The organism is Desulfurivibrio modestus (assembly GCF_044068625.1).
Lineage (GTDB): Bacteria > Desulfobacterota > Desulfobulbia > Desulfobulbales > Desulfurivibrionaceae > Desulfurivibrio.
In genome coordinates this window covers 77,668-103,346 of record NZ_JBIPKH010000007.1, presented here as the reverse complement: position 1 = coordinate 103,346, position 25,679 = coordinate 77,668, and the positions used below count along the sequence as shown (strand labels likewise).

General features: G+C 63.8%; 26 protein-coding genes. 23 read left to right on the top strand and 3 right to left on the bottom strand.

Going from position 1 to position 25,679, the window contains the following annotated elements:
* The first annotated feature begins 36 nt into the window (after nt 1–36).
* The 8 genes from nifE to ACHHRT_RS06355 all read left to right on the top strand — a co-directional run bounded on the left by nifE (nt 37) and on the right by ACHHRT_RS06355 (nt 8,524).
* Entirely contained in the window at nt 37–1,383 is a 1,347-nt protein-coding gene (gene nifE / locus ACHHRT_RS06390; RefSeq protein ID WP_395498883.1) for a nitrogenase iron-molybdenum cofactor biosynthesis protein NifE, read from the top strand.
* A 278-nt stretch (nt 1,384–1,661) separates the two neighbouring features.
* Complete coding sequence (locus tag ACHHRT_RS06385) at nt 1,662–2,375, top strand: spermine/spermidine synthase domain-containing protein (RefSeq protein WP_395498881.1); 714 nt, start codon at nt 1,662–1,664, stop codon at nt 2,373–2,375.
* A 288-nt stretch (nt 2,376–2,663) separates the two neighbouring features.
* A complete protein-coding gene (locus ACHHRT_RS06380; protein ID WP_395498879.1) occupies nt 2,664–4,055 on the top strand; it encodes a nitrogenase component 1 in 1,392 nt (463 codons plus the stop codon).
* A 29-nt stretch (nt 4,056–4,084) separates the two neighbouring features.
* Complete coding sequence (nifB, locus tag ACHHRT_RS06375; protein WP_395498877.1) at nt 4,085–5,359, top strand: nitrogenase cofactor biosynthesis protein NifB; 1,275 nt, start codon at nt 4,085–4,087, stop codon at nt 5,357–5,359.
* A gap of 22 nt (nt 5,360–5,381) precedes the next feature.
* Nucleotides 5,382–6,539 (top strand): LeuA family protein, encoded by a 1,158-nt coding sequence (locus tag ACHHRT_RS06370; protein ID WP_395498875.1) that lies wholly within the window; start codon nt 5,382–5,384, stop codon nt 6,537–6,539.
* A gap of 119 nt (nt 6,540–6,658) precedes the next feature.
* Nucleotides 6,659–7,327 (top strand): molybdate ABC transporter permease subunit, encoded by a 669-nt coding sequence (gene modB, locus ACHHRT_RS06365; RefSeq protein WP_395498873.1) that lies wholly within the window; start codon nt 6,659–6,661, stop codon nt 7,325–7,327.
* A gap of 5 nt (nt 7,328–7,332) precedes the next feature.
* Nucleotides 7,333–8,127 (top strand): molybdate ABC transporter substrate-binding protein, encoded by a 795-nt coding sequence (gene modA / locus ACHHRT_RS06360; protein WP_395498871.1) that lies wholly within the window; start codon nt 7,333–7,335, stop codon nt 8,125–8,127.
* A 19-nt stretch (nt 8,128–8,146) separates the two neighbouring features.
* Nucleotides 8,147–8,524: a winged helix-turn-helix domain-containing protein gene (locus tag ACHHRT_RS06355; protein ID WP_395498869.1), complete on the top strand. Its 378-nt coding sequence runs from the start codon at nt 8,147–8,149 to the stop codon at nt 8,522–8,524.
* A gap of 7 nt (nt 8,525–8,531) precedes the next feature.
* Here ACHHRT_RS06355 and ACHHRT_RS06350 read toward each other — a convergent pair whose 3' ends face one another.
* From ACHHRT_RS06350 to ACHHRT_RS06340, 3 genes are read right to left on the bottom strand one after another with little or no spacing between them, the layout of a single operon-like run.
* The gene (locus ACHHRT_RS06350; RefSeq protein WP_395498867.1) at nt 8,532–9,830 is read right to left on the bottom strand and encodes a hypothetical protein; all 1,299 of its coding nucleotides are present in this window, start codon (nt 9,828–9,830) and stop codon (nt 8,532–8,534) included.
* 8 nt (nt 9,831–9,838) lie between these two features.
* Nucleotides 9,839–10,657, bottom strand: coding sequence for an SUMF1/EgtB/PvdO family nonheme iron enzyme (locus tag ACHHRT_RS06345; protein WP_395498865.1), 819 nt, complete (start codon nt 10,655–10,657; stop codon nt 9,839–9,841).
* Between the two features lies 1 nt (nt 10,658).
* Entirely contained in the window at nt 10,659–12,833 is a 2,175-nt protein-coding gene (locus ACHHRT_RS06340) for a glutamine synthetase III family protein (RefSeq protein WP_395498863.1), read from the bottom strand.
* A 363-nt stretch (nt 12,834–13,196) separates the two neighbouring features.
* Here ACHHRT_RS06340 and ACHHRT_RS06335 point away from each other — a divergent pair, with 363 nt between their 5' ends.
* The 15 genes from ACHHRT_RS06335 (at nt 13,197) to ACHHRT_RS06265 (ending at nt 25,667) form a co-directional block, all read left to right on the top strand.
* Complete coding sequence (locus ACHHRT_RS06335) at nt 13,197–13,607, top strand: RrF2 family transcriptional regulator (protein ID WP_395498861.1); 411 nt, start codon at nt 13,197–13,199, stop codon at nt 13,605–13,607.
* A 16-nt stretch (nt 13,608–13,623) separates the two neighbouring features.
* Nucleotides 13,624–15,024, top strand: coding sequence for a cbb3-type cytochrome c oxidase subunit I (locus ACHHRT_RS06330; protein WP_395498859.1), 1,401 nt, complete (start codon nt 13,624–13,626; stop codon nt 15,022–15,024).
* A gap of 11 nt (nt 15,025–15,035) precedes the next feature.
* Nucleotides 15,036–15,899 (top strand): cbb3-type cytochrome c oxidase subunit II, encoded by an 864-nt coding sequence (locus ACHHRT_RS06325; RefSeq protein ID WP_395498857.1) that lies wholly within the window; start codon nt 15,036–15,038, stop codon nt 15,897–15,899.
* Entirely contained in the window at nt 15,899–16,048 is a 150-nt protein-coding gene (locus ACHHRT_RS06320; RefSeq protein WP_395498855.1) for a cbb3-type cytochrome c oxidase subunit 3, read from the top strand. The genes ACHHRT_RS06325 and ACHHRT_RS06320 overlap by 1 nt, the downstream gene beginning before the upstream one ends.
* Nucleotides 16,041–16,253 (top strand): hypothetical protein, encoded by a 213-nt coding sequence (locus tag ACHHRT_RS06315; protein ID WP_395498853.1) that lies wholly within the window; start codon nt 16,041–16,043, stop codon nt 16,251–16,253. The genes ACHHRT_RS06320 and ACHHRT_RS06315 overlap by 8 nt, the downstream gene beginning before the upstream one ends.
* A 16-nt stretch (nt 16,254–16,269) precedes the next feature.
* A complete protein-coding gene (locus tag ACHHRT_RS06310) occupies nt 16,270–17,547 on the top strand; it encodes a 4Fe-4S dicluster domain-containing protein (RefSeq protein ID WP_395498851.1) in 1,278 nt (425 codons plus the stop codon).
* Between the two features lie 17 nt (nt 17,548–17,564).
* Nucleotides 17,565–18,041 carry a FixH family protein gene (locus ACHHRT_RS06305; protein ID WP_395498849.1) on the top strand — a complete coding sequence of 159 codons (477 nt, stop codon included), beginning with the start codon at nt 17,565–17,567 and terminating at the stop codon, nt 18,039–18,041.
* Between the two features lie 12 nt (nt 18,042–18,053).
* Complete coding sequence (locus ACHHRT_RS06300; protein ID WP_395498847.1) at nt 18,054–20,492, top strand: heavy metal translocating P-type ATPase; 2,439 nt, start codon at nt 18,054–18,056, stop codon at nt 20,490–20,492.
* Nucleotides 20,493–20,497: 5 nt separating this feature from the next.
* Nucleotides 20,498–20,644: a cbb3-type cytochrome oxidase assembly protein CcoS gene (gene ccoS / locus ACHHRT_RS06295; RefSeq protein ID WP_395498845.1), complete on the top strand. Its 147-nt coding sequence runs from the start codon at nt 20,498–20,500 to the stop codon at nt 20,642–20,644.
* On the top strand, nt 20,634–21,374 hold the full coding sequence (locus tag ACHHRT_RS06290) for a sulfite exporter TauE/SafE family protein (RefSeq protein ID WP_395498843.1): 741 nt from the start codon (nt 20,634–20,636) through the stop codon (nt 21,372–21,374). The genes ccoS and ACHHRT_RS06290 overlap by 11 nt, the downstream gene beginning before the upstream one ends.
* 137 nt (nt 21,375–21,511) lie before the next feature.
* Complete coding sequence (locus ACHHRT_RS06285; RefSeq protein ID WP_395498841.1) at nt 21,512–22,030, top strand: type 1 glutamine amidotransferase domain-containing protein; 519 nt, start codon at nt 21,512–21,514, stop codon at nt 22,028–22,030.
* A 14-nt stretch (nt 22,031–22,044) separates the two neighbouring features.
* Nucleotides 22,045–23,079 carry a peptide-methionine (R)-S-oxide reductase MsrB gene (msrB, locus tag ACHHRT_RS06280; RefSeq protein WP_395498839.1) on the top strand — a complete coding sequence of 345 codons (1,035 nt, stop codon included), beginning with the start codon at nt 22,045–22,047 and terminating at the stop codon, nt 23,077–23,079.
* 41 nt (nt 23,080–23,120) lie between these two features.
* Nucleotides 23,121–24,437 carry a ferredoxin reductase family protein gene (locus ACHHRT_RS06275; protein ID WP_395498837.1) on the top strand — a complete coding sequence of 439 codons (1,317 nt, stop codon included), beginning with the start codon at nt 23,121–23,123 and terminating at the stop codon, nt 24,435–24,437.
* A 42-nt stretch (nt 24,438–24,479) separates the two neighbouring features.
* Complete coding sequence (locus ACHHRT_RS06270; RefSeq protein WP_395498835.1) at nt 24,480–24,746, top strand: hypothetical protein; 267 nt, start codon at nt 24,480–24,482, stop codon at nt 24,744–24,746.
* 15 nt (nt 24,747–24,761) lie between these two features.
* Nucleotides 24,762–25,667: a nitroreductase family protein gene (locus ACHHRT_RS06265; RefSeq protein ID WP_395498833.1), complete on the top strand. Its 906-nt coding sequence runs from the start codon at nt 24,762–24,764 to the stop codon at nt 25,665–25,667.
* The last annotated feature ends 12 nt before the right edge of the window (nt 25,668–25,679 follow it).

Genomic DNA, 25,679 nt, shown 5'->3' with positions numbered 1-25,679 from the left:
CGCAACCTTGATGTAGACACGGCAAAGGGGGTAACCATGGAAGCGGCGGTATTGCTGGAGCGGCAGGGCCAGGTGGGGCGCAAGGGCAGCGAACCTTTCGATTTGGAGTGCGACAAGGATAGTTTGGCCGGGGCGGTTAGTCAGCGGGCCTGCGTGTTCTGCGGCTCCCGGGTGGTGCTCTATCCCATTGCCGATGCCCTGCATCTGGTGCATGGCCCCATCGGCTGCGCCGTCTATACCTGGGATATCCGCGGGGCCCTCTCTTCGGGGCCGGAGCTGCACCGGCTCAGTTTTTCCACCGACATGCAGGAGCGGGACGTGATCTTCGGCGGCGAGGAAAAACTGTACCGAGCCCTGGTGGAGTTGATCGACCGCCACGCCCCGGCGGCGGCCTTTGTTTACTCCACCTGCATTGTCGGGATCATCGGCGATGATCTGGAGGCGGTCTGCCGTAAGGTGGCCGCCGAGAAGGGGATTCCGGTGCTGCCGGTGCAGTCGGAGGGGTTCAAGGGCAACAAGCGGGCCGGTTACCAGGCGGCCTGCAACGCCATGCGCCGGCTGGTGGGCACCGGGGACACCAAAGGGATCTCTCCTTATAGCATCAACATCCTCGGCGATTTCAACCTGGCCGGCGAGTTGTGGTTGATCCGCGACTATTTTGCCAAAATGGGGGTGGAGGTGGTGGCCAACATCACCGGCGATGGCCGGATCGCCGACATCCAAAGGGCCCATGGGGCGGCCCTCAACGTGGTCCAGTGTTCCGGGGCCACCATGGAGCTGGCCAAGATGATGGAGGCCGATTACGGCATTCCCGCCATCCGGGTTTCCTACTTCGGGGTCGAGGATATGGCGGCGGCCCTGTACGCGGTGGCCGATTTTTTTAAGCGGGAGCCGGCGATCATGGCCCGGACCCGGGAGTTGGTGCGGGAGGAGCTGTCGGTGCTGTTGCCGGAATTGGAGCAGTACCGTAAGGCCTTGTCCGGCAAAAAGGCGGCCATTTACGTGGGCGGGGCCTTCAAGGCCTTTTCGTTGGTCAAAGCCTTCCGCACCGTCGGCATGGAGGTGGTGATGGTGGGCTCCCAGACCGGCACCGCCGAAGATTACCGGGAGCTGGCCGAAATCACCGATCCCGGCACCATCATCGTCGACGACTCCAACCCCTTGGAGCTGGCCAGCTTCCTCAAGGAGAAGGAGGTGGACATCTTCGTCGGCGGGGTCAAGGAAAGGCCCATTGCCTACAAGCTGGGGGTGGCCTTCTGCGACCACAACCACGAACGCAAGGAGATCCTGGCCGGCTTTACCGGGATGCTCAATTTCGCCCGCGAGGTCCACGCCTCGGTAACCAGCCCAATCTGGCGCCTGCTGCCCCGCCGGGTGGCCTAGGCCTTGCTCCGCCTGTGCCGCCTGGCGCCGGTCTTCTGCATCGTCCTCCTTGACTACCGGTCGTGGATCGGTATTAAATGATTCCAACAGGCATCTCCGGATCAACCAACCACCATCGAGGGACGACGACCATGAGCAAGGAACACAAAAACGTCAAGGCCGAGAAGAAGAAACCGGCCATGAGCCCCAAGGAAAAGAAGGCCGCCAAAAAATCCAAAAAAGACGCCAAAAGCTCGGCCAAAGATCTGTAGGCGCCGTCCGGATTCCGGGGTCTCCCCATGAAACCCAGACTGAAACTGGCTGCCACCCGCACCCCGGACGGCGGCGAACTGGCGCTTTACCAGCACGACCGCGATTTTTTCATCGAGGTCAACGGCCAGGACCTGATGAACAGCCGCCACCATGAGTCGGAACTGGAGCTGGCCCGCCTGGGCTGCGCCCACCTGAGCGGCCGCCCGGCCCCCGCCGTCCTGATCGGCGGCCTGGGCATGGGCTATACCCTGCGCCAGGCCCTCGACCTGCTCCCCTCCCGGGCTGCGGTAGTGGTGGGCGAACTGATGACCACGGTGGTCGAATGGAACCGCCTATTCCTCGGCGTGCTTAACGATCACCCCTTGGCGGATCCGCGGGTGGAGCTGAAAACCGGCGATGTCAGCAAGTTGATCGCCGGCACCAAGGCCAAATTCGACGCCATCCTGCTCGATATCGACAACGGCCCCGACCCCATGACCTGGACCGGCAACAGCCGGCTTTACGGTTATGAGGGGATGCGGGCCTGCCGCCGGGCCTTGCGCCAAGATGGCTGCCTGGCGATCTGGTCAGCCGCTCCGAGCAAGGATTTCGAGCGACTTCTGCTGAGTTGCGGCTTCCAGGTCCGGCGCTACCGGGTGCCGGCCCACAAGGGCGGCAAAGCGCGCTCCCGCTTTGTCTGGGTGGCCTCACAAAACGGTAACCTCTTGCCGCCCGGCGGCAGCGAACCGCGAAAAGCCTGATTCCGGCCCGGATGGGCGGGCCACCTGAATGTCGGTAGTGCTTCCATTTTGTCGTAAGCCAGACCCATGGCGACCCCATCTCCGCTGCCGTTTAGAAGCCGGCTCCGGGCGGATCGTCGGTAGCGGTTCTCTTTTTATTTCTTTTTAACCACCTCTTTTGTCGAGCTTTATTGTTGGCCTTCCTTCGCTGTTACCCGTTGCTTTTTTCGGCTCCGCCCCGCCTTGGCATGCCCATTGCTCTTGTCCCGTTGCAAGTTGATCAATCACGGTCAAGTACGGGAGAATGTCATGGGCAAGAAAACACCGGATTTTGTTTCCACCACCAACGCCTGCAAGTTGTGCCGGCCCCTGGGGGCGGTTTTGGCCTTTCGCGGGGTGGCGGGGGCGGTACCCTACCTGCATGGTTCCCAGGGCTGCGCCACCTACATGCGGCGTTATATCATCAGCCATTTCAATGAACCCATCGATATCGCCTCCTCCTCTCTGGGGGAGAAGAACGCGATTTACGGCGGTGGCGCCAATCTTAAGCAGGGTCTGAAGAACGTCACCGCCAAGTATTGCCCAGCCCTGATCGGGATCGCCACCACTTGTCTGACCGAGACCATCGGCGATGATCTCAACCTGCTGCTGAGCGAATATCGCCGGGAGTTCATGGCCCCAGATGACTCCTCCCCGCTGCTGGTGCGGGTCTCCACCCCCAGTTACGCCGGCAGCCACATGGAGGGTTTCCACGGGGCGGTTTTAGCCCTGGTGGAGCAGCTTGCCGCCCCGGAATCTCCGGGGGGGGGTGATGAAAAAGCTCCGCTGAATCTGCTGCCGGGCCTGGTCTCGCCGGCCGATCTGCGGCTGCTCAAGGAGATCCTGGCCCAATTCAGCCTGCCGGCCACCATCCTGCCCGATTTTTCCGAGACCCTGGACGGGCCGGCCCTGGACGACTACCCCCTGATTCCGGCGGGCGGCACCGCCATCGCCGCCATTGCCCGCATGGGCTCAGCCCCCCTCAGTATCGAATTCGGCCGGACCCTGCCCGATCGGCTCTCCGCCGCCGGTTGGCTGGAGGAGCGGCACGGGGTGCCCCGCCGGCGGCTGGGGCTGCCCGTGGGCTTGCGGGAAACCGACCGATTTCTCAGTCTGCTGGCCGAGCTGGCCGCGAGCGGAGAGATGGCGCCGGAGCAGGCCGCCGCCCGGGGCCGGCTGCTGGACGCCATGGTGGATGGCCACAAGTATCTCTCGGGCCAAAGGGCGGTGGTTTACGGCGAGGAGGATCTGGTGGTGGGCCTTAGCTCGCTGCTGGCCGAGATCGGGGTCCGACCGGTACTTTGCGCCTCGGGCGGTAAAAGCGGCCGGCTGGCGGCAGCCCTTGATGAGGTGCTCTCCGAGCTGCTGCCGGCGGGGAGCGAGCCGCCGGAGGTTTATGAAGATTGCGATTTTTTCGATATCGCCGCCCGGGCCCGGGAGCTCAAGCCCGATCTGCTGATCGGCCACAGCAAGGGTTATCACCTGGCCCGGGAATTGGGGGTTCCCCTGATTCGGGTGGGGTTCCCCATCCACGACCGCCTGGGCGGCCAGCGCCTTCTCCACCTGGGCTACCAGGGGGGCCAGCAGCTTTTCGACCGGTTGGTCAATGCCCTGATCGCCCGCAAGCAGGACGATTCCCCCATCGGCTACAGCTATATGTAAATATTAATGACTATAGAGAGGAGTTAAAGATGAAGATGACGGCGGACCGATCCCAGCATCCCTGTTTCAACCCGGCGGTGAAAGGCCAGTTCGGGCGGGTCCACCTGCCGGTGGCCCCCAACTGCAACATCAAGTGTAACTACTGCAACCGTAAATACGATTGCGTCAATGAGTCCCGCCCCGGGGTGACCTCCACGGTGCTTTCTCCCGAACAGGCCCTGGTCTATCTGGACCGGGTCCTGGAGCAGGAGCCCCGGATAAAAGTGGTGGGGATCGCCGGACCCGGCGATCCCTTTGCCAACGCCGATGAAACCATGGAGACCCTGCGCCTGATCAGCGAAAAATATCCGCAAATGCTGCTCTGTCTGGCCAGCAACGGGATGAATATCGGGCCCCATATCGCCGAACTGGCCGCCCTCAACGTTTCCCACGTGACCATCACCGTCAACGCGGTGGATCCGGAGATCGGGGCCCAAATATACAGCTGGGTGCGGGACGGTAAGGTCCTCTACCGAGGCCGGCAGGCCGCTGAACTGTTGCTGAGCCGGCAACTGGCGGCAATCAGTAAACTGAAGCTGGCCGGAATCACGGTCAAGATCAACTGCATCATGGTTCCCGGGATCAACGACCACCATATTACCACCGTGGCGGAGGCGATGCGGGATCTGGGGGCCGACCTCTTCAACTGCATGGCCCTGTTTCCCAATGCCGGCACCCCCTTTGCCGGGATCAGCGAACCGAGCAAGCAGGAAATTGCCGCCATGCGGAGCAAGGCCGAGGAGTTTCTGCCCCAGATGCGGCACTGCACCCGTTGCCGGGCCGACGCGGTGGGCCTGCTCGATCAGGACCGCACCGAACAGTTTCGCGGCTGTCTGTCGGCCTGCGCCACCCTGCCGCCGCCGGCCCCCGCCGACCGCCCCTATGTGGCGGTGGCCAGCATGGAGGGGATTCTGGTCAATCAGCACCTGGGCGAGGCGGAACATTTTCAGATTTTCGCGCGGCAGGATGGGCAGTACCGCTTGCTGGAGCAACGACCGGCCCCGCCCCGGGGCGGGGGAGTCCGCCGCTGGATCTCGCTGGCTCGGATCTTGAACGATTGCCGGGCGGTGCTGGTCAGCGGGGCGGGGGAGACCCCCCGGGAGATTCTCCGGGAAGCGGGTTTGCGCACCGTGGAGATGAACGGCTTTATCAATGAAGGATTGAAGGCGATCTATGAAGGGGGCAACCCGGCCCTCTATAAAACCCGCAAGGTCAAGTCCTGTTCCGCCGGAGGCTGTCAGGGCTCGGGGGCTGGTTGCGGTTGATCTTGAGTGGAGAGGTGTGAAGATGCAAGGCTTGATTGACAGCACATTGCGGGAAGGGATGCAAGCGGTGGGGGTGGATTTGAGCCTTAAGCGCCGGGTGGAGCTGGCCGCCGCTTTGGTCGCCATGGGGGTCGAGGAGATCGAATTGGGGCCGGTCAGGGCTGGCGATGATGAGTTGGCCCGCCTGGTTGCCGGCTGCCGGCGCCAGGCCGGCGCCAGCCGGTTGGCCATCTGGTGCCGCTGCCGGGCCGAGGATATCGATCAGGCCCTGGCCCTGGCGCCCGAGGTGCTGGCCCTCTCCATGCCGGTTTCGCCGGTGCTGCTGCGAACCAAACTGCAGCGGAACCAGCGGCAGGTCGAGGAGCTGGTGGCCGCCGCCCTGGCCCGGGCTCGGGGCCGGGTGAGCTGCCTGGCCCTGGGGCTGGAGGACGCCACCCGGGCCGAGCCCCGGTTTCTTGCCGAGCTGGTTGAACTGGCTCGGCGGCAGGGGGTAGACCGGATTCGGCTGGCCGATACGGTGGGGGTGGCCACCCCGGCGGAACTGGTTGAACTGGTCGGGCGGGTGCGTCGCCAGGCTGGGAGCCGAATCGCCATCGGGGTCCATACCCACAACGATTTCGGGATGGCCGCCGCCAACGCCATTGCCGCCCTGGAGGCGGGGGCGGATTGGGCCGATGTCTCCCTGCTGGGGCTGGGGGAGCGGGCCGGCCTGGCCCGGCTGGAAGAGGTGGCGGGTTTTCTGGCCCTGCGGCGGCAAAGACCCTATCGCCTGACCGGCCTGCCCCAGCTTTGCGCCGGCCTGGCCCGGGAGATCGGTCGCGGGGTTGCTCCCCACAGCCCGGTGGTGGGAAGTGAGATTTTTGCCTGTGAGACCGGCTTGCACCTGGCGGCCCTGGCCGTGGATCCCGCCAGTTATGAGCCGTTTGCCCCGGAGTTGGTGGGTGGTAAACGGAACTTGTTGTATGGAATTAAAGTGGGGCGGCGGGCCATCGACCGCCAGTGGCGGCGCTGGCGGACCTGCCAGGGTGTCGAGCCGGAGCGGCTTTGCGCCGATCGCTCGCGGTTGCCGGAGGAAGTCGCCCCGGCGGGTCTGGTGGCCAGAGTCCGGCAAGCGGCCCGGGAGCTGCGGCGCCCCCTGACCTGTGAAGAGCTGCAAGGGGTTTTTCTGGGACAGGTCTGAGCTTTGCCGCGGCAGATGGTGATTAAATTATTGCCTTATGCGTTATATTATTTTAAATATAACGGTATCGGTGTTCCTGTCCCGAGATGAATGCCAACCATGCTTTTAGGTGATGGGAGATGCTTGAGGCCTCCTTTCTTTTTCCGTTACAGCTAACCTTGCGGGTGGCCGGCCTGGCCACCCTGCTGGCTTTGGTGTTTGGCGTTACGGCCGCCTGGCTGCTGCACCGTTACCGTTTCCCGGGGCGGGATCTGCTGGATGCCCTTTTTTCCCTGCCCCTGGTCCTGCCCCCCACGGTGCTGGGTTATTATCTGCTGGTGGCCCTGGGCCGCAACAGCTGGCTGGGGCGCTGGCTGGAGGAAAGTTTCGGCATCACTCTGATTTTTACCTGGCAGGGGGCGGTGGTGGCGGCCACGGTGGTGGCTTTCCCCCTGGTTTTCAAGGCGTCCCGCACCGCCTTTGAAAATGTGAGCGGCAATTTTGAAAATGCGGCCCGCTCCCTGGGCTGCAACCCCTGGCAGGTGTTCTGGCGCATATCCTTGCCCCTGGCCGGCCGCGGCATCCTGGCCGGTACCATGCTGGCCTGCGCCCGGGCCATGGGGGAATTCGGCGCCACCCTGATGGTGGCCGGTAATCTGCCCGGCCGGACCCAGACCATGCCCCTGGCCATCTACAGCGCCGTGCAACGGGGTGATGACGCCCTGGCCCACAGCCTGGTGTTGCTGCTGTCGGCAGTCTGCGTGGCGATTCTCTGGACCTCCGGCAAATTATTAAAACCCAGGTGGTGAGCAGCATGAAAAAACTGGTGATGGTTTTGTTTTTGTGGGGAGCTCTGCTGCCGACCCCTTCAGCCCCGGCCGCCGAATTGCTGGTTTCCGCGGCGGCCTCTCTGCACGACGCCTTTGTGGAGTTGGCCTCCCTGTTTGAGCAGGAGAATCCGGGAGTGAGGGTGATCGGCAACTTTGCCGCCTCCGGAGTACTCTATCGCCAGCTTGCGCAAGGGGCGCCGGCGGATGTTTTCGCCTCGGCCAATCCCAGCTGGATGGAAGAGGCCATCGGGCGGGGATTGGTGCAGCGGGAAAAGTCACATCAATTCGTTACCAACGAATTGGTCCTGGCGGTGCCGGTTGCCGGCCGGGTGACCATCTCCGGTTTGGCCGACCTCAAGTCCCCGGCCGTGACCAGGCTGGGGATCGGCACTCCGGAGACGGTTCCGGCTGGGCGTTATGCCAAGGAGGCTCTGGCGGCGGCCGGCCTCTGGCAAGAGTTGAGCGGCAAAATGATTTTCGCGGAAAACGTGCGCCAGGTTCTCGATTATCTCAGGCGGGGGGAGGTGGATGCCGGTTTTGTCTACGCCACCGACGCGGTCAAAGCCGGGGCGGCGGTTCGAGTGGTGGAGGCCTTGCCCCTTGCCGAGGAACCGGTTTACCTCATTGCCCCCCTGGCCAGGAGCCGCCAGCCGGAGTTGGCTTGGCGCTTTGTCGAGCTGACGCGCTCGGAGCGGGGAGGGGCGATTTTGGCCCGGCACGGTTTCAGGCCGGCCGGCGGCCAGTTTGCCGGGATCAACGATGGTGGGGGTAAACAGTGATGCCCGGGGAGGGGGCAGGATGAAGAAAGGTCATGCCGGCGGTCCCCGAAAAGAGGCTCGGCCCGGTTACCACTGCCGGGGCCGGATCTGGATCGAGCACAACGGCGAGACCTTTATCGGTTTCGGCCGGGTGGTGCTGCTGGAAAAGATCCGGGAACTGGGCTCCATCAACCAGGCCGCCGCCGCCATGAAGATGTCCTACAAGCACGCCTGGGACCTGGTCAACGCCATGAACCGCCACGCCGCCGAACCCTTGGTGGTTTCTTGCCGGGGCGGCAAGGGCGGCGGCGGCGCCCGCCTCACCGGGAGCGGGGTGGCGGCCATCAGTGAATTCAAAAAATTCCATGCGGCGTTCACCGCCTTTCTGGCGGCGGAAAGCGAAAAAATATCTTTTTGAGCGGGGGTTAGATCTCCTCGATCCGGCAGCGGAACCAGCGCAGCAGCGCCTCCCGCTTTTCGCTGATGTCGATCTCGTAGATATCGCTGGGGAAGAGCAGCCTGGCGACTCCGGAGTCGAAGATCCGCTTCACCTCGTACTCGTCGTGGGAGACCCCGCGCTGGTAGATGTAGTTGAGGAAGGAGCGGTTGGTGTGGACGATGAACTCCACCCGCATGCCGCCCATCCGGGCAAAAAATTTGCACATCTCGGTTTGGGGCGAGCTGCCGGGGCTGGCGCTCTGGTGGTCGCCGCCCCCCAGGGTATCGCTCAGATCCTCCAGGGTCAGCAGGGAGCCGGCCCGGCCGGCGCTTTCGGTGAGGTGCTGCTGGAAGATCTTGACCTCCAGGGTGGAGTCCACCACCGCCATCAGGCCCAGCTCGTCGTCCACCGCCACCGCCGGGTTCTCTTCCCCCTTGCGCAGCAGTTTCAGCACCTTGGCCTCGGGCGGTTTCTTGCGGATACTGACATAAACCGGAATTTCGCGGCCGCGCCAGGGGAAGAAGCGGCGCTTGATCATGGTGATCTTCTGGTTGGGGCCGGTTGTGGCCGGCAACTGCTCCCGCCCCTTCACCTCCACCTCCAGACAGGCGAAACTCTCCGGGTGGTGGCGGCTGAGCAGATAAACGATCTCCAACTCGCCGATTTTGGCCTTGCGGCTCCAGACCTGGTCGTTGAGGAAGCCCAGGAAGCGGAGAAATTTCTGCTCCACGGCGGTCTCCCGTTCCCGCTGGTCGATGGTTCCGGCCAGGTTCATCAGAATCAGCTTGCGCTTGGCCTCGAAGCGGGCCTTGCGGTGGTAGCGGGGGTCGAAAATGATCAGCAGCAGATCGATGGGACTGCGGGTGGAGTCGATCTCGTTGGTCATCTCAATGTAGGAGGCGTAGTTGGCCAGTACCTTGGCCCGGAGATAGTTGATCACCCCGTCGGCGATCCGGGAATAGGAGTTGATCCGGGCGATGATCTCCCGCTGGTTGCCGGCCAGGCCGAACATGTTGCCCAGCAGGGTGTAGGCCCGCTGTTCCACCACCGCCCGCCGCTCCGGGTCGGCCAGCAGGGCGCTGATTTCATCGAAACCGCGGATTCCCAGCAGTTCGAAAAGCTGGTTGCGGGTCACTCGGTACTTGGCCACCAGGCCGGCGGCCTGCAAATCCCGCAGCCATTGCCGGGAGCGGGGGCTGAAGAGCCGGGGACCGTCGGGTTCGGCCTCCACCCGAAAAGGCCCCTCTTGATCCAGCAAGGCGAAAATGTTTTTGTTCTTGTTCATTGGTCTGTTCAGCGGGCCAGGCGCAGGCCGATGACGAAGAAGCGATAATCGCTGTTGTTCCAGTCGCGATAGGTGGTGCGGGCGTTCCTGATGTTAAAGTTCCAGGAGCCGCCCCGCAGCACCCGCCGCCGGGGGGGGAATTTGCCGCCAGCCTGCTCCAGCCAGGGGCCGGCGTCCCGGGGGGCGTTTTCGTAGTTGGGGTGCCAGATATCCTCGCACCACTCCCAGATATTGCCGCTCATGTCGTGCAGGCCCAGGTCGTTGGGCTTTTTCCTGCCCACCGGTTGCAGGCGGCCTTCACTGTTGCCGCTGTGCCAGACAAAATCGTCCACGATTTTGTCGCTGCTGGTCCCGGCCCACTTCTGTTCCAGACCGCCGGAGCGGGCGGCATACTCCCACTCCGCCTCGGAAGGCAGCCGGTAATGTTCCCGGCTGAGTTCGTTGAGTCGCCGGATAAACTCCCGGCCCTCGTCCCAGCTCACGTTGACCACCGGTTTGGCATCTCCGACAAAGAGTTCGCCGGAGTCGGCCGCGGGGTTGTTCCCCATCACCTGTCGCCACTGGCCCTGGGTAACCGGGGTGCGACCCAGGTGGAAAGGGGCCACCTCCACCAGATGGGTCGGTTTCTCGTCCAGTCCCCCATCCTCCCAGATATTGCCCATCCGGAAGCTGCCGCCGGTTACCGGAAGCAATTCCATTCCGGTAACCGGCTCGGTCAGCAGGCCGCTGGCGGCCAAGGCCTCCGGCGGGGTTGGCTGGGCCTGCCCACAGTGCATGCAGAAGCGGGATTGGGCCGGTATTTCCAGTCCGCACGCCTGGCAGTGCATGTTACAGCCTGAACAGCAGGTCGTTGTAGGTGGGCACCGGCCAGAGATCCGCCGGTACCAGTTCCTCCAACTGGTCCACATCCAGGCGCAGGCTAAGGGCGGCGGCCATCACCTTGTCGCGGAAAGCGGCAGCCTGCTTTTCGGTGGACGCGATGGCACCGGCCTTGTCGGCTTCCTTCTCCAGCTTGTCGGCCTTGGCGTGGATCGAATCAAGCAGAGTGGCTACCTGCTCCTGCAGTTTCTTGGCCACCCCGCTCTTGGCCGCCGCCGAGGAGCCCAGCACCCCGAGATAGCGGATGGCCGCCGGAATATACTGGCGCCGGGTCATCTGCAGGGCGGCCCGGGCCTCGATGTTGATGTGCTTGGCATACTGCTCCACGTAGATCTCGTAGCGGGAGTGGAGCTCATCCTTGCTCAGCACACTGTACTTGCCGAAGAGTTTGATCGCCTTGGGCGAGGCGATGGCCTTGAGGGCGTCGACGGTGTTACCGACGTTGGGCAGGCCGCGTTTTTCCGCCTCCTTGACCCACTGTTCGGAATAGTTGTTGCCGTTGAAGATGATCCGGCTGTGCTGGGCCACGGTCTCCTTGATCAGCAGTTGGATCTCCTTGTTGACATCCTTGGCCTTCTCCAGCCGGGTAGCGATCTCGTCCAGGGCTTCGGCGGCGATGGTGTTCAAGGCCACGTTATGACCGGAGATCGACTGGGAGGAGCCCACCATCCGGAACTCGAACTTGTTGCCGGTGAAGGCAAAGGGCGAGGTCCGGTTGCGGTCGGTGTTGTCCCGGGGCAGGTCGGGCAGGGAGTCCACCCCGATCTTAAGAAACTGACAGCCGCTTGCCGAACAGACTTTTTCGCCCTTGGCCAGCTTCTCCAGGATATCGGTCAACTCCTGGCCCAGGAAGATGGAGATGATGGCCGGCGGCGCCTCATTGGCTCCCAGACGGTGATCGTTGCCCGAGCTGCCGCAGGTGGCCCGCATGATGTCGGCGTGGCGATCCACCGCCGTGACCAGGGCGGCCAGGAAGACCAGGAACTGGGCGTTGTCCTCGGGGGTCTGGCCCGGCTCCAGCAGGTTGATGCCGTCATCGGTGGCCAGTGACCAGTTGTTGTGCTTGCCCGAACCGTTGACCCCGGCGTAGGGCTTCTCGTGGAGCAGGCAGACCATGTTGTGGCGCAGGGCCACCTTCTTCATGGTCTCCATCACCAATTGGTTGTGATCGGCGGCCATGTTGGTGGAGGTGAAAACCGGAGCCATCTCGTACTGGGAGGGCGCCACTTCGTTGTGCTTGGTTTTGGAGGTAACCCCCATCTTCCACAATTCGATGTCCAGGTCGTGCATGTAGGCCGCCACCCGGTCCTTAATTGCTCCGAAGTATTGGTCTTCCAGTTCCTGGCCCTTGGGGGCCGGGGCCCCGAAGAGGGTGCGGCCGCAGCTCATCAGGTCCAGCCGCTTGTTGAAGAACTCCCGGTCCAGCAGGAAGTATTCCTGCTCGGCGCCCACCGTGGGGATCACCTTGGTCGAGGTGGTGTTGCCCAGGGCCTTGAGCACCCGCAGGGCCTGTTTGGAGACCGCGTTCATCGAGCGCAGCAACGGGGTTTTCTTGTCCAGGGCCTCCCCCTTGTAGGAGCAGAAGGCGGTGGGGATACAGAGGGTAACGTTGCCGCCCCCATCCTCCTTCAGAAAGGCCGGCGAGGTGCAGTCCCAGGCGGTGTAGCCCCGGGCCTCGAAGGTGACCCGCAGGCCGCCGCTGGGGAAGGAGGAGGCATCGGGCTCGCCCTGGATCAACTGCTTGCCGGAAAACTCCATGATCACCGAGCCGTCCATGGCCGGGGCGATGAAGGAGTCGTGTTTTTCGGCGGTGGCGCCGGTTAAGGGCTGGAACCAGTGGGTGTAATGGGTGGCTCCCCGCTCGATGGCCCAGTCCTTCATGGCGTTGGCCACCACCGCCGCCACTTCCGGTTGCAGGGAGGCGCCGGTGTGGATCGTGTTCTGCAGGGCCCGGTAGGTTTCCTTGGGCAGCCTTTCCCGCATGACCTGGTCGTTGAAGACGTTGGCGCCAAACAGCTCCGGCACGCTGGCCCCGATGGCTTTCCGGCCATGGTCATGGCGGTGGGGGTGGGCGCAGCAACCGCCGCGGTTTTTACCTTTTGGGCAGCAATGTGATGCGGACATTCCAAATTCCTCCTCGATAGAAAAGTTGTAGTGACCGGGGGGCGGCGGCACCGTTTTTTGTTGCCGCACCGTTACGGCCCAATAGTCTCAGCAAAACCCGTGCCAGGGAAAAGGTCGGGGGCAGGGTCGGTGACATCATCTCGTTTTAGCGTAACAAAAAGCCTGCCATCCTCCCGGCTGCGGCCCCCTGTTTTTTGTTGCAAAATTGTAAGAAACTGGCCGGGGGGGTCACGTTTTTGTTGTTTTTTGTCGGCCTGTTTCCTCCCATTTACTCAATTTTGGAGGTGCCGACAAGCGTGGGGGGCGCGAGGAAAAAAATAATTATGGACAAAGGGGGAATATAGAGGATAGAACAAGTCCACTATGCAGATTACCCGTGAAACCGACTATGCCCTGCGCGCTGTCCAGTATCTGGCCCAACGGCCCGGCGAGGTGTGCATGGTGGACAAAATCGCCGCCGAGAGCGAGGTGCCCAAAAGCTTTCTGGCTAAAATCATCCAGAAGCTGACCCGGGCGGGCCTGGTTGAATCCCATCGGGGGGCGGGGGGTGGTTACACCCTGCGCCGGCCGGCGGCGGAGATCAGCCTTTATGACGTGATCGAGATCATCGAGGGGCCCCCGTTGATGAATACCTGTACCACCGACGCCCGCAAATGCGGGCGCGGCGACCACTGCGCCATCCATCCGGTCTGGATCTCCCTGCGCCGCGAGGTGGAGGCGTTGCTCAAGGCCCGTAAGTTCTCCGAGTTCATTGCTGACAAGCCAGGCCAATAATCTTTAAGGAGGAATTATGGAGAAACCGGCATACAACTACGCGATCGTCAAGCACTTCCTCCACTGGAGCATCCTCTGGGGAGTGGTGGCGGTGCTGGTGGGGGTGGTGATCTCCTTTCAACTGGTGATGCCCCAGTTGAATTTCGGGGAGTACTTAAGTTATGGGCGGTTGCGCCCCCTGCACACCAATGCCGGGATTTACGGTTTCGCGGTGGGCTGCTTCTTCGGGCTTTTCTATTACATGGTCCAGCGCCTTTGCCGGGTGCCGCTCTGGAGTTCCGGCCTGGCCCGCTTCCAGCTCTGGCTCTTCAATATCGTCATTGCCCTGTCGGCGGTGACCCTGCTGCTGGGCTTTTCCCAGAGCAAGGAGTATCACGAGATGGAGTGGCCCATCGACCTGCTGATCGTGGTCCTCTGGGTGGCCTTTTCGATCAACATCGTGATGACCATCTTCAAACGGAAAGAGGAGCAGATGTATATCTCCCTCTGGTTTATGATGGCGGCTTTGATCGGGGTGGCGGTACTTTTTGTGGTCAACGGCATTTCGGTGCCGGTTTCGCTCTTTAAGTCCTACTCCGCCTTCGCCGGCACCAACGACGCCAACGTCCAGTGGTGGTTCGGCCACAATGCGGTGGCCATGGTGCTCACCGTCCCCCCCCTGGCGGTCTTCTACTATTTTCTGCCCAAATCCACCGGCGTGCCGATCTTCAGCCACCGGCTGGGGATCATCTCCTTCTGGTCGCTGATCTTCATGTACCTCTGGACCGGCGCCCACCACCTGCTCTGGACTCCCATCCCCGACTGGGTCCAGACCCTGGCCATGGCCTTTTCCATCATGCTGATCGCCCCCTCCTGGGGCTCGGTGATCAACGGTTATCTCTCGATGAACGGCCAGTGGCACCAGATGCGGGAAAATTACCTGGTCAAGTTTTTCATCCTGGCCATCACCTTTTACGGCCTCCAGACCCTGCAGGGCCCGATGCAGGCGGTGCGGACCTTCTCCGGCTTTATCCACTACACCGAGTGGGTGCCCGGCCATGTCCACATGGGCACCATGGGCTGGATCAGCCTGGTGCTCTTCGGGGCGATCTACTACCTGGCGCCCAGGCTTTACGGCCGGGAGATCTACAGCGTCGGCCTGGCCAACCTCCACTTCTGGCTGGTACTGGTCGGTCAAATGATCTACTCGGTGAGCATGTGGATCGCCGGGGTGGTGCAGGGCTCCATGTGGCACAGTCTCAACCCCGACGGCAGTCTGACTTACACCTTCATGGAGAGCGTGCTGGCCATGTACCCCTACTGGTGGGTGCGGGGTGGGGGCGGGGTGGTTTACCTGCTTGGGGTTCTGGTTTTCATCTATAACATCGTGATGACGGCGCGGGGAAGCAAGGCCCTGCCGGCCGGCGCGCGGGTTTAGGGAGGTCCGCCATGTGGGAAAGAAATCCGCTAATTTTTTTGCTGTTGGCCACCGCCGTGATCATGGTGGGCACCGTTGTCACCATGGTGGTTCCTTTTGCCTATGTCAATACCGAACGGGACGCCATCGATTCGGTGGTTCCCTACACGGCCCTGGAGCTGGCCGGGCGTGACGTTTATGTAAAAGAGGGGTGCAACAACTGTCACACCCAGACGGTGCGCCCCCTGGTGGCCGAGGTGGTGCGCTACGGCGATTACTCCAAGTCCGGTGAGTTCGTCCATGACCGGCCCCACCTCTGGGGTTCCCGGCGGACCGGGCCCGATCTGGCCCGGGTGGGCGGAAAGTACCCGGATCAGTGGCACTATCAGCACATGCGTGACCCGGCCTCCATGGCTGCCGGCAGCAATATGCCCCCTTATGATTTCCTCGACAATCGCCTGGTCGATCCCCAGCTGACCCGCCGCAAGATGGCGGTTCTGGGGTTCCCCTACAGTGAGGAGGAGATCGCGGCCTTGGAGGGTAAAACCGACATGGATGCCATCGTGGCCTATATGCAGAAGCTGGGCAGCGATATCCCCTGGCGGGAGCAGGCCAAAACCACGGTGACCGGGGAGCTGGCCAACCCCTTTGCCGGTCAGGCCGGGGCCATTGCCGAGGGGCGGGAATTTTACAACAGCAGCTGCGCGGCCTGTCACGGGAGGGGCCTGACCGGCGGCTTTGCCCCCGGCCTCGCCGGCCTCAACTATTCCGATCAGAAGCTGTATACCCTGATTCACGACGGGATTCCGGCCGGGGGGATGCCCGGTTTCGCGGCCCTTGGTCAGGAGCGGCTCTGGAAGATCGTGACCTACATCAACAGCGAACAGGTGCCCTGATGAGTGCTTCGGCGATTTTGTATCTGCTGGTCACCTTCGGTCTCTTTGCCATCTTTGCCGCCATCGTGGTCTGGGTTTTGGCCGGTAAGCGCAAGGAGCGGCTGGAGTCGCCCAAACACAGAATGCTGGAGGATGATGGAGATGAGTAAAAGCAAAGAACCCCAGGCCGGCCCCCACAGCGACGGTATCCGGGAAGGTCATGCCGGCCTGCCCATCTATTTCAAGGTGCTTTATTTTGGGCTGGTGGCCTGGGCGGTGGTGTTCGCCGGCTACTATCTCTTCAGCGGCTGGAGTTCCGGGGCCGAGTTTGAGCGCAAGATGGAGGCCCACCAGGAGCGTGTGCAGGAGCGGTGATTGATGGACGCGGGTCATGGCCGCCGGCGTGAACCCACCCCATTGCGGACCGGGGTCGGCGCCCGCGCTGCTGCGGCCCTGGCGGCGGCGGGTGCAACTGCTGGGGCTGCTTCTGCTCCTGCTGATCCCCTGGTTGCGGTTGGGCGGGGAGAGCCTGCTGCGTTTCGATCTGCCCGGCGGGCTCTTCCATTTCGCCGGTTTTACCCTGGGGCTGGAGGAGTTTTATCTTCTGGGCCCGGCCCTGCTGGGCTTGCTCTTCCTGCTGCTGCTCCTGACCCTGGTGCTGGGCCGGGTCTGGTGCGGCTGGCTCTGCCCCCAGACCTGGCTGGCGGAACTGGCCGAGGGGGCGGCCCGGACCCTGCAGCTCAGGGTGACGCCCCGGGCCATGGGCGGCCCGCTCCGGCGGCGCCTGCTTTTTCACCTCTGCTGCCTGCTGCTGGCCCTGCTCCTTGCCACCGCCCTGGTCGGCTACTTCATGCCCCCCCAACTCTATTGGCAACGGCTGTTGGGCGGGACCCTGGGCCCCTGGCCCCTGGGCACTACCCTGCTGCTGACCGGGCTTCTTTACGCCGATCTGGTTTGGATTAGGCGGTTGGCCTGCCTGGATTTCTGCCCCTATGGGCGTTTCCAGGCCATTTTGCTGGATAGCGGGACCCTCACCCTGGGCCTGGACCCGGCGGCGGCCCAACTTTGTCACGATTGCCGGGCCTGCCTGCGGGCTTGTCCCATGGGAATCGATATCCGCCAGGGTTCCCAGGTGGAGTGCGTCAACTGCGCCACCTGCCTGGATGCCTGCCGCCGGGTTATGGCCCGACAGGGGGGCCATGGCTTGATCCGCTACACCTTCGGGACCGGAGAGCGCGGCTGGCGGGCCCTGCTTTCTCCCCGGCTGTTCCTGCTCTCCCTGTTGCTGTTGCTGGCCTGGGGAACCTTTGCTTATCAACTGGCCACCCGGGAGGAGCTGAGTTTGCAGGTCAGCCGGGTGGTGGTGGGTGAAAGCCGGGTCACCGCCGCCGGGGAGGAGGTGCTGTTTTTCACCGCCCGGGTGGCCGGCCGGGCGGGCGGAGGCGGCAGCTACCGGTTGCGGGCCCGCCTGGCCGATGGTTTACCCCTTTTGCTCATGGGACCGGGGAACGAACCGGTTCGGCTGGCCCCCCGCCAGCGCCGGCGGCTTGATTTCGCCCTGGCTCTTCCCCCTGGCCCGACCGGTGAAAAGGTGGCGCTTCTCTTTATGATGGTGGATGACCAGGGTCGGGAGCAAACCCGCCGGGGTCTGGAATTTACCCGCCGGTAGTTTAACGAGGTGAATCTATGCTTAAGAATCGATGGCAACTTCTGCTGGCAGGAATTTTCCTGGCCTTCCTGACCTTCTCCTACTGGTCGATTACCCTGGCCACCAGCCGGGTCAGTCCGGTGGCCGATCCCGACTACTATCACAGCGGTCAGCGTTATCATCTGGCTGAGCGGGCCTGGCGGGCGGCCGCCAAGGCGGGTTGGCAGGCCCTGTTGGCCAGGGATGGCGAAGAGCTGCGCCTCCGGCTGCTGGACGGAGCCGGCGTGCCGGTGGGCGGGGGGGTGGTGCTGCTGAAAAACGGCCGGATGGGCAATGCCCTGGCCGCCGACTGGCGGGTTCCCTTCAGTGAGGGCGAACCCGGCGTATATCTGGCCCGGCTGGTGGATTTTCCCGTCGAACCGGTGGAGCTGCTGCTGGTGGCTCGCCGGGGTGAGGCCCTGCTGGAGCGCCGTTTGCGGGTCAATGGCGACTCCTGGCCCGAGACCAGGCTGTAACGGCTTGCGGCCATGACCGGCAACAGTGAACCGGCGGCGGCGCTTTGCCACCACTGCCGCGATCCCCTGCCGGCGGGGGAGGTTTATCGCAGTGAACGCGGGGGAGAGGAGTACCGCTTCTGCTGCCGGGGCTGTCAGGGGGCCTGGCTGATCATCACCGGGGCCGGCCTGGGGGATTTTTACCGGCAACGGAGCTGGGTCGCCGGCGGGGGCATGAGCGAGGTGTTCGAGCTGCGGTACGATGACGCCCTGTTGGCCCGCCATGTCCGCCGGGGGGAGGAGGGGGATGAGCTGGCCTTCCTGGTGGAGGGGATTCGTTGCGCCTCCTGTGTCTGGCTGATCGAAAAGATTGTCGCCGGCCTGCCCGGCGTGCTGCGGGTGCGGGCCAATTACGGCAGCCACCGGGTTCTGGTCTGCTATGATCCCGACCAGCTGACCCCCGCCGCCCTCTTTACCGCGGTCAGCCGCTTGGGCTACCGTCCCCGGCCCCTGACCCGGGACAATCTCCACCGGGCCGCCGAACGGGAGACCCGCGACCTGCTGCTCCGTTTCGGCACCGCCTTCTTCCTGGCCATGCAACTGATGGGCTACTCCCTGGCCCTTTACGCCGGCTACTTCCAGGGAATCAGCGATTTTGCCCGCGACTTCATGCAGTACCTGGCCGCCCTGGTGACCACCCCGGTGGTCTTCTATTCCGGCTGGCCCTTCCTGGTGGGGGCCTGGCGGGGGCTGAGAAGCCGGCTGCCCAATATGGATCTGTTGATCGCCCTGGGGGTGCTGACCGCCTATTTTTACAGCCTTTACGCCACGGTGGTGGGCCGCGAGGTCTATTTTGAAACCGCGGCGATGATCGTCACCCTGATCCTGCTGGGGCGGCTGTTTGAAAACAGCGCCCGGCGCAAGGCCGCCGCCGGGGTGGACCGTTTGCTCCATCTGACCCCCGATACCGCCCAGCGCCTGGAAGCTGGGGTGGCGGTGACGGTGGACAGCCAGGAGCTCAAGCCCGGCGAGTTGATGCTGGTGCGGCCCGGGGAGCGGTTCGCGGTGGATGGCATAATCAGTTCCGGCGAGTCGGAAGTGGATGAGTCGGTGGTCAGCGGCGAGTCGCGCCCGGTAAGGCGGGTGGTGGGGGAGGTGGTGGTCGGCGGCAGTCTTAATCTCCAGGGTGCCCTCACTGTGACCGTGGCCAGGAGCGCCGGCCAGTCGTTTGTCGCCCGGATGGCCCATCTGGTGGAGGAGGCCCAGGCCCGTAAGGCCCCGGTGCAGCAGTTGGCCGACCGGATCGCCACCATCTTTGTCCCTTTGGTCCTGGGCTTGAGCCTGGCCACCCTGACTTTCTGGCTCTGGCGGGGGATCGGCAGCGGGCCGGCCCTGCTCAACGCCATCGCGGTGATGGTGGTGGCCTGTCCCTGCGCCCTGGGATTGGCCACCCCCACCGCGGTGCTGGTGGCCTCCGGCCGGGCGGCTAACCGGGGAATCCTCTTCCGGGGTGGCGACGTGCTGGAGGCCGCCGCCAAGATCAGCCATGTGGCCTTTGATAAAACCGGCACCCTCACCCAGGGCCGTCCCAAGGTGGTGGCGGTGCGGCCGGTTACCCAAACGGCCGGGGGGGCCGAGGAGCTGCTGCTCCGGGCCGCCCTGTTGGAAAGCGGTTCCACCCATCCCCTGGCTCAGGCCATTGTCGAGGAGGCCCGGCGCCGGGGGCTGCGGCCGGAACCGGCCGCGCAAGTAAGTGTTGTGGCCGGGCGGGGGATGAAGGCCCCCGCTCCGGAGGGGTCGGTACTGGTGGGCTCCCGAGCCCTGCTGGCCGCGGAGGGGATCCCGATGGCCGGGCCCGGCCCGGCGGCGGCAGCGACCGGGGAACTAACCGAGGTGCATGTGGCGGTGGCTGGGCGCCATCTGGGGGTGATTCTGCTCGATGACGCCCTGCGTCCCGACGCGGTGGCTCTGGTCCGGGAATTGCGGGCCCGCCGGCTGCAACTGCTGATTTTAAGCGGCGATCATGCCGGGGTGGTTCGGCGGGTGGCCGCCGCTCTGGGGATCGACCGCTTCCACAGCGCCATCGATCCCGCCGGCAAAAAGGCCGAAATCGAAAGATTGCAGGGCGGTGGAGCCCGGGTGCTGATGGTGGGGGACGGAATCAACGATGCTCCGGCTTTGGCCACCGCCGATCTGGGTTGCGCCCTGGCCGGGGGGACCGATATCGCGGTGGGGGCGGCCGATCTGGTGCTGACCCGTAATCGGCTCAGCGACCTGGCCCCCGCCCTGACCATTGCCCGTCGCTGCCTGCGGGTGATCCGGGAAAATCTCTGCTGGGCTTTTTCCTACAATCTGGTAACCTTGCCCTTGGCGGCCAGCGGCCATCTGGCCCCGGTTTACGCCGCCGCCGCCATGGCGGTCAGCTCGATCCTGGTGGTCGCCAACTCCTTACGGCTCTCCCGGGGGGAATAGAAGAGATGCTTACCTCGACCATCGCCCTGATCATTCTCTCCCTCGCCCTGGGGCTGGGGGCCTGGCTGGCCTTTGTCTGGGCGGTGCGCAAGGGCGAGTTCGACGATCCCGAGGGGCCCAAATACCGGATGATGAGTGACGATGACGAGTAGTCAGCTCATCGATCCCCTCTACGTCATGGCCTTTACCACCGCCCTGCTGGGTTCCGGCCACTGCCTGGGGATGTGCGGCCCCCTGGTGGCGGCCCTCTCCCTCAGCGAACCCCTGCGTCAGAACAGCCGGCGGGCGGGTTGGCTTTTTCATCTCCTGTACAGCGTCGGCCGCCTGACCACCTACACCGCCCTGGGCGCCCTGGTGGGCTGGTTTGGCTCGGCCCTGGCCTATACCCAGAATTTGAACTGGCTCACCGCCGTGGCCCTGGTCTTTTCCGATCTCTTCATTATCGCCGTGGGCCTGGGAACCGCCGGGGCCTTTGCCCGCTTCAACCTGATGCGGCTCAACTTTCCCGGCCCCACCCAACTGCTCACCCGCCTGGTGGCGGGGTTGGCGATTCTGCCGCCGATCCTGCGGGCCTTGCCCATCGGTCTGCTGATGGGTTTTCTCCCCTGCGCCCTGCTTTATGCCATGTTCATCGCCGCCGGCCAGAGCGCCGACCCGTTGCGGGGCGCCCTTACCATGCTGGCCTTTGGTCTGGGCTCGGTGCCGGCCCTGTTGCTCTTCGGGGGGACCGCCACCTGGCTGGGAGCCAAGGTCCGGGGCCGGATGCTGCGGGGGGCCGGGGTGATGGTGGTGCTGATCGGGCTCTACAATCTGTACCATCACCTCCAGCTCTTTGACTTGATTCTGGCGGGAATTCCCTTTGTTTCCACCATCTGCCACTGAGTTGCCCCCCGACTGCGGCCCTGGGGTTGGCCAGGCGGAGAGTCCTGACTAAAAAGCTGTTCAGAGCCTGCCTCCTTTTGCTACAATGGGGCTTTAACAATCCCGACCGCCGGGCAACAACAGAAAGAGGGAAAAAGATGGGTGCGCAAGGAAAGAAGATTCTGCTCATGGTGGAAGAGCTCTACAACGACCGTGAATTCTGGTACCCCTACTACCGGCTGCTGGAGGAGGGCTGTCGGGTGGAGGTGGTCAGCTCCCGGGCCGGTGCCATCCATGGGGGAGCGGCGGGCATCAAGGCCAAGTCGGACCTGGCCGCCGATCAGGTCCGGGCCGCCGCTTATGACGCCCTGATCATTCCCGGTGGCTACGCCCCCGATCATATGCGGCGCCATCCCGCCATGGTGAAGCTGGTTGCCGACATGGTCCGGGGGGAAAAGGTGGTGGCGGCGATCTGCCATGCCGGTTGGATGCTGGTTTCCGCCGGGGTGCTCAAGGGGCGGAAGGTCACCGGTTTTTTTGCCATCAAGGATGATCTGGTCAACGCCGGGGCCGATTATGTCGACCGGGAGGTGGTGGTTGACGGTAACATCATCACCAGCCGGACCCCGGACGATCTGCCCGCCTTTCTCAAGGCGATTATCGCCGCCCTGGCCTGAGGTTGAGACCGATCATGAAACTCTTTTTTCTTTTTGGCCTGTTTTCGCTGCTGTTGGGAGGTTTACTGGCCCTGGCCGGGGGGCGGCCGCTATCGGCGCCGGCCCGGGCCACTTTGGCCGGGGGCTGTTTCTGGTGCCTGGAAAAGCCCTTTGCCCAACTGGCCGGGGTGATCTCGGTGACCGTGGGTTATACCGGGGGAGAGAGTTCCAATCCGACCTACGAAAATTACGCCGCCGGCGGCCATCTCGAGGCGGTGGAGATTGTTTACGATCCCCAGGTTATCTCCTATGGGCAGTTGCTCGAGACCTTCTGGCGGCAGATCGATCCCACCGATCCCGGCGGCCAGTTTGCCGATCGGGGCCGGGGCTATTCCACCGCCATCTTTTACCATGACGAGGAGCAGCGCCAGGTGGCGGAACAGTCCAAAACGGAACTGGCCCGCCGGCAGATCTTCGAGCTGCCCCTGGTGACCGCCATCCTCCCCGCCGGCCCTTTTTATCCGGCCGAGGAGTACCATCAGGCCTACCATCGCAAGAATCCCCTCCACTATCAGTCCTACCGGATCGGTTCCGGGCGGGAACGGTTTCTGGCCGAAATCTGGGGGGATGATGGGCGAGCCGAAGGCGAGGAGGAGTTGCGTCGCCGTCTGACCCCCCTCCAGTACCGGGTTACCAGGCAGGATGGCACCGAACCGGCTTTTGATAACGAATATTGGGATAACGAGCGGGCCGGGATCTACGTTGATATCGTCTCCGGGGAGCCGCTGTTCAGCTCCCGGGACAAGTACGACTCCGGTACCGGCTGGCCCAGCTTCAGCCGGCCTTTGGTGCCGGAGAATATCGTGGAGCGGCAGGATCGGCGGCTTTTCCAGGTGCGGACCGAGGTGCGCAGTCGGCAGGCCGATTCCCACTTGGGCCACCTCTTCACCGATGGCCCCCAACCCACCGGCCTGCGCTACTGCATCAACTCGGCCGCTCTGCGTTTTATTCCCCGGGCGGAGCTGGCCGCCGCCGGTTACGGGGAGTTCAGTTGGGAAGAGGAGGAATAAACCCCCGTGTGGCCAAATAAAGAGGCAAGGGGGCCGGACCGATGACCATGCAGCATTTTCGGAGCGGTTTCTGGATCGGGCTCTATTTTATCGTCGCCGTCGCTCCTCTGCTGGCCATGCTGGTGGCGCCGCCGCCGGGGCGGGGCTTCTGGCGGGAGTTCGCGGTGGGTATCGGGTTTGCCGGGCTGTCGATGATGGGGCTGCAGTTTTTCCTCACCGGCCGCTTCCGCAGCTTCACCGCTCCCTACGGAATCGACGTGGTCTATCATTTTCATCGCCAGATCTCGCTGATCGCCTTTGTTTTCCTGGCGCTCCATGTCGGGTTGTTGCTGCTGGCCAGCCCCGAGCTGCTCCTGCTTCTGCATCCGACAGCGGCGCCGGCCTGGATGGTCACCGGGGTGATCGGGTTTCTGGCCTTTGTCGTGGTCATCGTCACTTCGCTGTTTCGCCTCAAGCTGGGCTTGAGCTATGAGGCCTGGCGGGCTCTCCACGGCTATCTCTCGGTGGCCGCCGTGGTTCTGGGCGTGGTCCATATCATGGGGGTGGATTACTACACCGGCAGCTCGATCAAGCGGGGCCTCTGGATGCTCATGGGCGCCGCCTGGCTGCTGGCCCTGCTCCATGTCCGGGTCGTCAATCCCTTTCTGCTGCTCAAACGCCCCTACACCGTCGAGGAGGTGGTGCCGGAGCAGGGGCGTTCCTGGACCTTGCGCCTGCGCCCCCTGGGCCATGCCGGCATCGATTTCCAGGCGGGCCAGTTCGCCTGGCTGACCCTGGGCAAAACCCCGTTCACCATCCGCGAACACCCTTTTTCCTTTGCCTCCAGCGCCATGGAGTCGGGAGGGGTCAGCCTGACCATCAAGGAGCTGGGCGATTTTACCGCCAAGATCGGAAGTACCGCCGTGGGCACCCGGGCCTATCTTGACGGCCCCTATGGTTCCTTTACCATCGACGGCCATTCGGCCCCCGGTTTTTGCTTTATCGCCGGCGGGGTGGGAATCACCCCGATCATGAGCATTCTCCGGACCATGGCGGACCGGCACGATCGGCGGCCGGTGCTGTTGCTCTATGGCAGCAAAAGATGGGAAGATGTAACCTTCCGCGATGAGCTGGAGGATCTCAAGCAGCGGTTGCGGCTGGAACTGGTTCATGTCCTGGAGGAGCCACCATCCCAGTGGACCGGGGAGCGGGGCCTGATTACCGCCGAGCTGATGGGGCGCCACCTGCCTGAAAATCGGATGGATCTTGAATATTTCATCTGCGGTCCCGGGCCGATGCAGCAAGGGATGCGGCGGGCCGTGGCCAGGCTGGGGTTGCCGGCGCACAAAATTAACTCGGAGAGCTTCAACTTTGTCTGAGCGGTCGCTTGCTCAAGGCGCTGAAGCGGGGGGAGAGGTGGCGTGAGAGAGTTCTATTCCACCCAGTTGGCGATTACGGTGGGGGTGCTGATCCTTTTGGCCAGCGTGGCCTTCGCCCTCCTGCAATCCCCGGAGCTGCTGCGGCGGCAGGAGTCATCGGTGGCGGGGGCGGCCAGGCCGGTTCCCCATCCCATGGAGGGGATGGGGGAGTGCCGCCGCTGCCACGGCCTTGCTGGGGTGGTGCCTTATCCGCAGAAACATACCGGGTGGAGCGATGAAAGTTGCCTTAAGTGCCATGCCGGCAGCTAGCAAGGACGAAAAGAGATGAATCGGGAAGTGACCACCGTTATCGATGGCGAGCGCTGTACCGGCTGCGGACTCTGCGTGCGGGTCTGCCCCGCCGATACCCTCAGTTTGCGGGATGGCAAGGCGGTGGTCAGCGGCAGCCGCTCGCTGGCTTGCGGCCATTGCGCCGCGGTCTGTCCCGTCGGCGCCATTCAGGTCCGGGCCCTGGCCGACGAGGCCGTTCGGTTCGAGACTTTGCGGGTCGAGCCCAAGGCTTTGGCCCCGGGCGAGTATGATCCGGCCCTGTTGGTGCAGCTGATGCGCTCCCGCCGCTCCTGCCGCAATTACCGGCTGCGGCCGGTGGCCAGGGCCCTGCTGACCGATCTGGTCCGGGCCGGAATTACCGCGCCTTCGGGGACCAACAGCCAGCAGTGGACTTTTACCGTTCTGGAGCGGCGGGAGCAGGTGATTGCCCTGGGCGACCGGGTTGGACTTTTCTTCGGGAAGCTCAACCGGCTGGCGGCCAATCCCCTGGCCAGGCTCTATTCCCGGCTGCTGGGTGGCGACGCTTTGGGCCGTTATCACCGCCGTTACGCCCGGACCACCGCCAAAGCCTTGCGGGTCTGGCGGGAAGAGGGGGTGGATCTGCTTTTCCACGGGGCCCCGGCCGCCATCCTGGTGGGCAGCCGGCCGGAAGCCAGCTGTCCGGCCGAGGATGCGCTGCTGGCCAGCCAGAATATCCTGTTGGCGGCCCATGCCGTGGGGTTGGGCTCCTGTCTCATCGGTTTCGCGGTGGAGGCGATGCGGCGGGAGCGAGCCATCCAGCAGGATTGGGGAATCCCCCCCGAGGAGCGGATCCACGCGGTGATCGCCCTGGGTTATCCCGATGAACACTATTTGCGTCCAGCCGGGCGCAGATGGCCCTTGGTGCGATTTGCGGGGTAGGGCAGTTCAATC

Coding starts and splice junctions, on each gene's coding strand:
- nifE (WP_395498883.1), top strand. CDS start 37: ATGGAAGCGGCGGTATTGCTGGAGCGGCAGGGCCAGGTGGGGCGCAAG.
- ACHHRT_RS06385 (WP_395498881.1), top strand. CDS start 1,662: ATGAAACCCAGACTGAAACTGGCTGCCACCCGCACCCCGGACGGCGGC.
- ACHHRT_RS06380 (WP_395498879.1), top strand. CDS start 2,664: ATGGGCAAGAAAACACCGGATTTTGTTTCCACCACCAACGCCTGCAAG.
- nifB (WP_395498877.1), top strand. CDS start 4,085: ATGAAGATGACGGCGGACCGATCCCAGCATCCCTGTTTCAACCCGGCG.
- ACHHRT_RS06370 (WP_395498875.1), top strand. CDS start 5,382: ATGCAAGGCTTGATTGACAGCACATTGCGGGAAGGGATGCAAGCGGTG.
- modB (WP_395498873.1), top strand. CDS start 6,659: ATGCTTGAGGCCTCCTTTCTTTTTCCGTTACAGCTAACCTTGCGGGTG.
- modA (WP_395498871.1), top strand. CDS start 7,333: ATGAAAAAACTGGTGATGGTTTTGTTTTTGTGGGGAGCTCTGCTGCCG.
- ACHHRT_RS06355 (WP_395498869.1), top strand. CDS start 8,147: ATGAAGAAAGGTCATGCCGGCGGTCCCCGAAAAGAGGCTCGGCCCGGT.
- ACHHRT_RS06350 (WP_395498867.1), bottom strand. CDS start 9,830: ATGAACAAGAACAAAAACATTTTCGCCTTGCTGGATCAAGAGGGGCCT.
- ACHHRT_RS06345 (WP_395498865.1), bottom strand. CDS start 10,657: ATGCACTGCCAGGCGTGCGGACTGGAAATACCGGCCCAATCCCGCTTC.
- ACHHRT_RS06340 (WP_395498863.1), bottom strand. CDS start 12,833: ATGTCCGCATCACATTGCTGCCCAAAAGGTAAAAACCGCGGCGGTTGC.
- ACHHRT_RS06335 (WP_395498861.1), top strand. CDS start 13,197: ATGCAGATTACCCGTGAAACCGACTATGCCCTGCGCGCTGTCCAGTAT.
- ACHHRT_RS06330 (WP_395498859.1), top strand. CDS start 13,624: ATGGAGAAACCGGCATACAACTACGCGATCGTCAAGCACTTCCTCCAC.
- ACHHRT_RS06325 (WP_395498857.1), top strand. CDS start 15,036: ATGTGGGAAAGAAATCCGCTAATTTTTTTGCTGTTGGCCACCGCCGTG.
- ACHHRT_RS06320 (WP_395498855.1), top strand. CDS start 15,899: ATGAGTGCTTCGGCGATTTTGTATCTGCTGGTCACCTTCGGTCTCTTT.
- ACHHRT_RS06315 (WP_395498853.1), top strand. CDS start 16,041: ATGAGTAAAAGCAAAGAACCCCAGGCCGGCCCCCACAGCGACGGTATC.
- ACHHRT_RS06310 (WP_395498851.1), top strand. CDS start 16,270: ATGGCCGCCGGCGTGAACCCACCCCATTGCGGACCGGGGTCGGCGCCC.
- ACHHRT_RS06305 (WP_395498849.1), top strand. CDS start 17,565: ATGCTTAAGAATCGATGGCAACTTCTGCTGGCAGGAATTTTCCTGGCC.
- ACHHRT_RS06300 (WP_395498847.1), top strand. CDS start 18,054: ATGACCGGCAACAGTGAACCGGCGGCGGCGCTTTGCCACCACTGCCGC.
- ccoS (WP_395498845.1), top strand. CDS start 20,498: ATGCTTACCTCGACCATCGCCCTGATCATTCTCTCCCTCGCCCTGGGG.
- ACHHRT_RS06290 (WP_395498843.1), top strand. CDS start 20,634: ATGACGAGTAGTCAGCTCATCGATCCCCTCTACGTCATGGCCTTTACC.
- ACHHRT_RS06285 (WP_395498841.1), top strand. CDS start 21,512: ATGGGTGCGCAAGGAAAGAAGATTCTGCTCATGGTGGAAGAGCTCTAC.
- msrB (WP_395498839.1), top strand. CDS start 22,045: ATGAAACTCTTTTTTCTTTTTGGCCTGTTTTCGCTGCTGTTGGGAGGT.
- ACHHRT_RS06275 (WP_395498837.1), top strand. CDS start 23,121: ATGACCATGCAGCATTTTCGGAGCGGTTTCTGGATCGGGCTCTATTTT.
- ACHHRT_RS06265 (WP_395498833.1), top strand. CDS start 24,762: ATGAATCGGGAAGTGACCACCGTTATCGATGGCGAGCGCTGTACCGGC.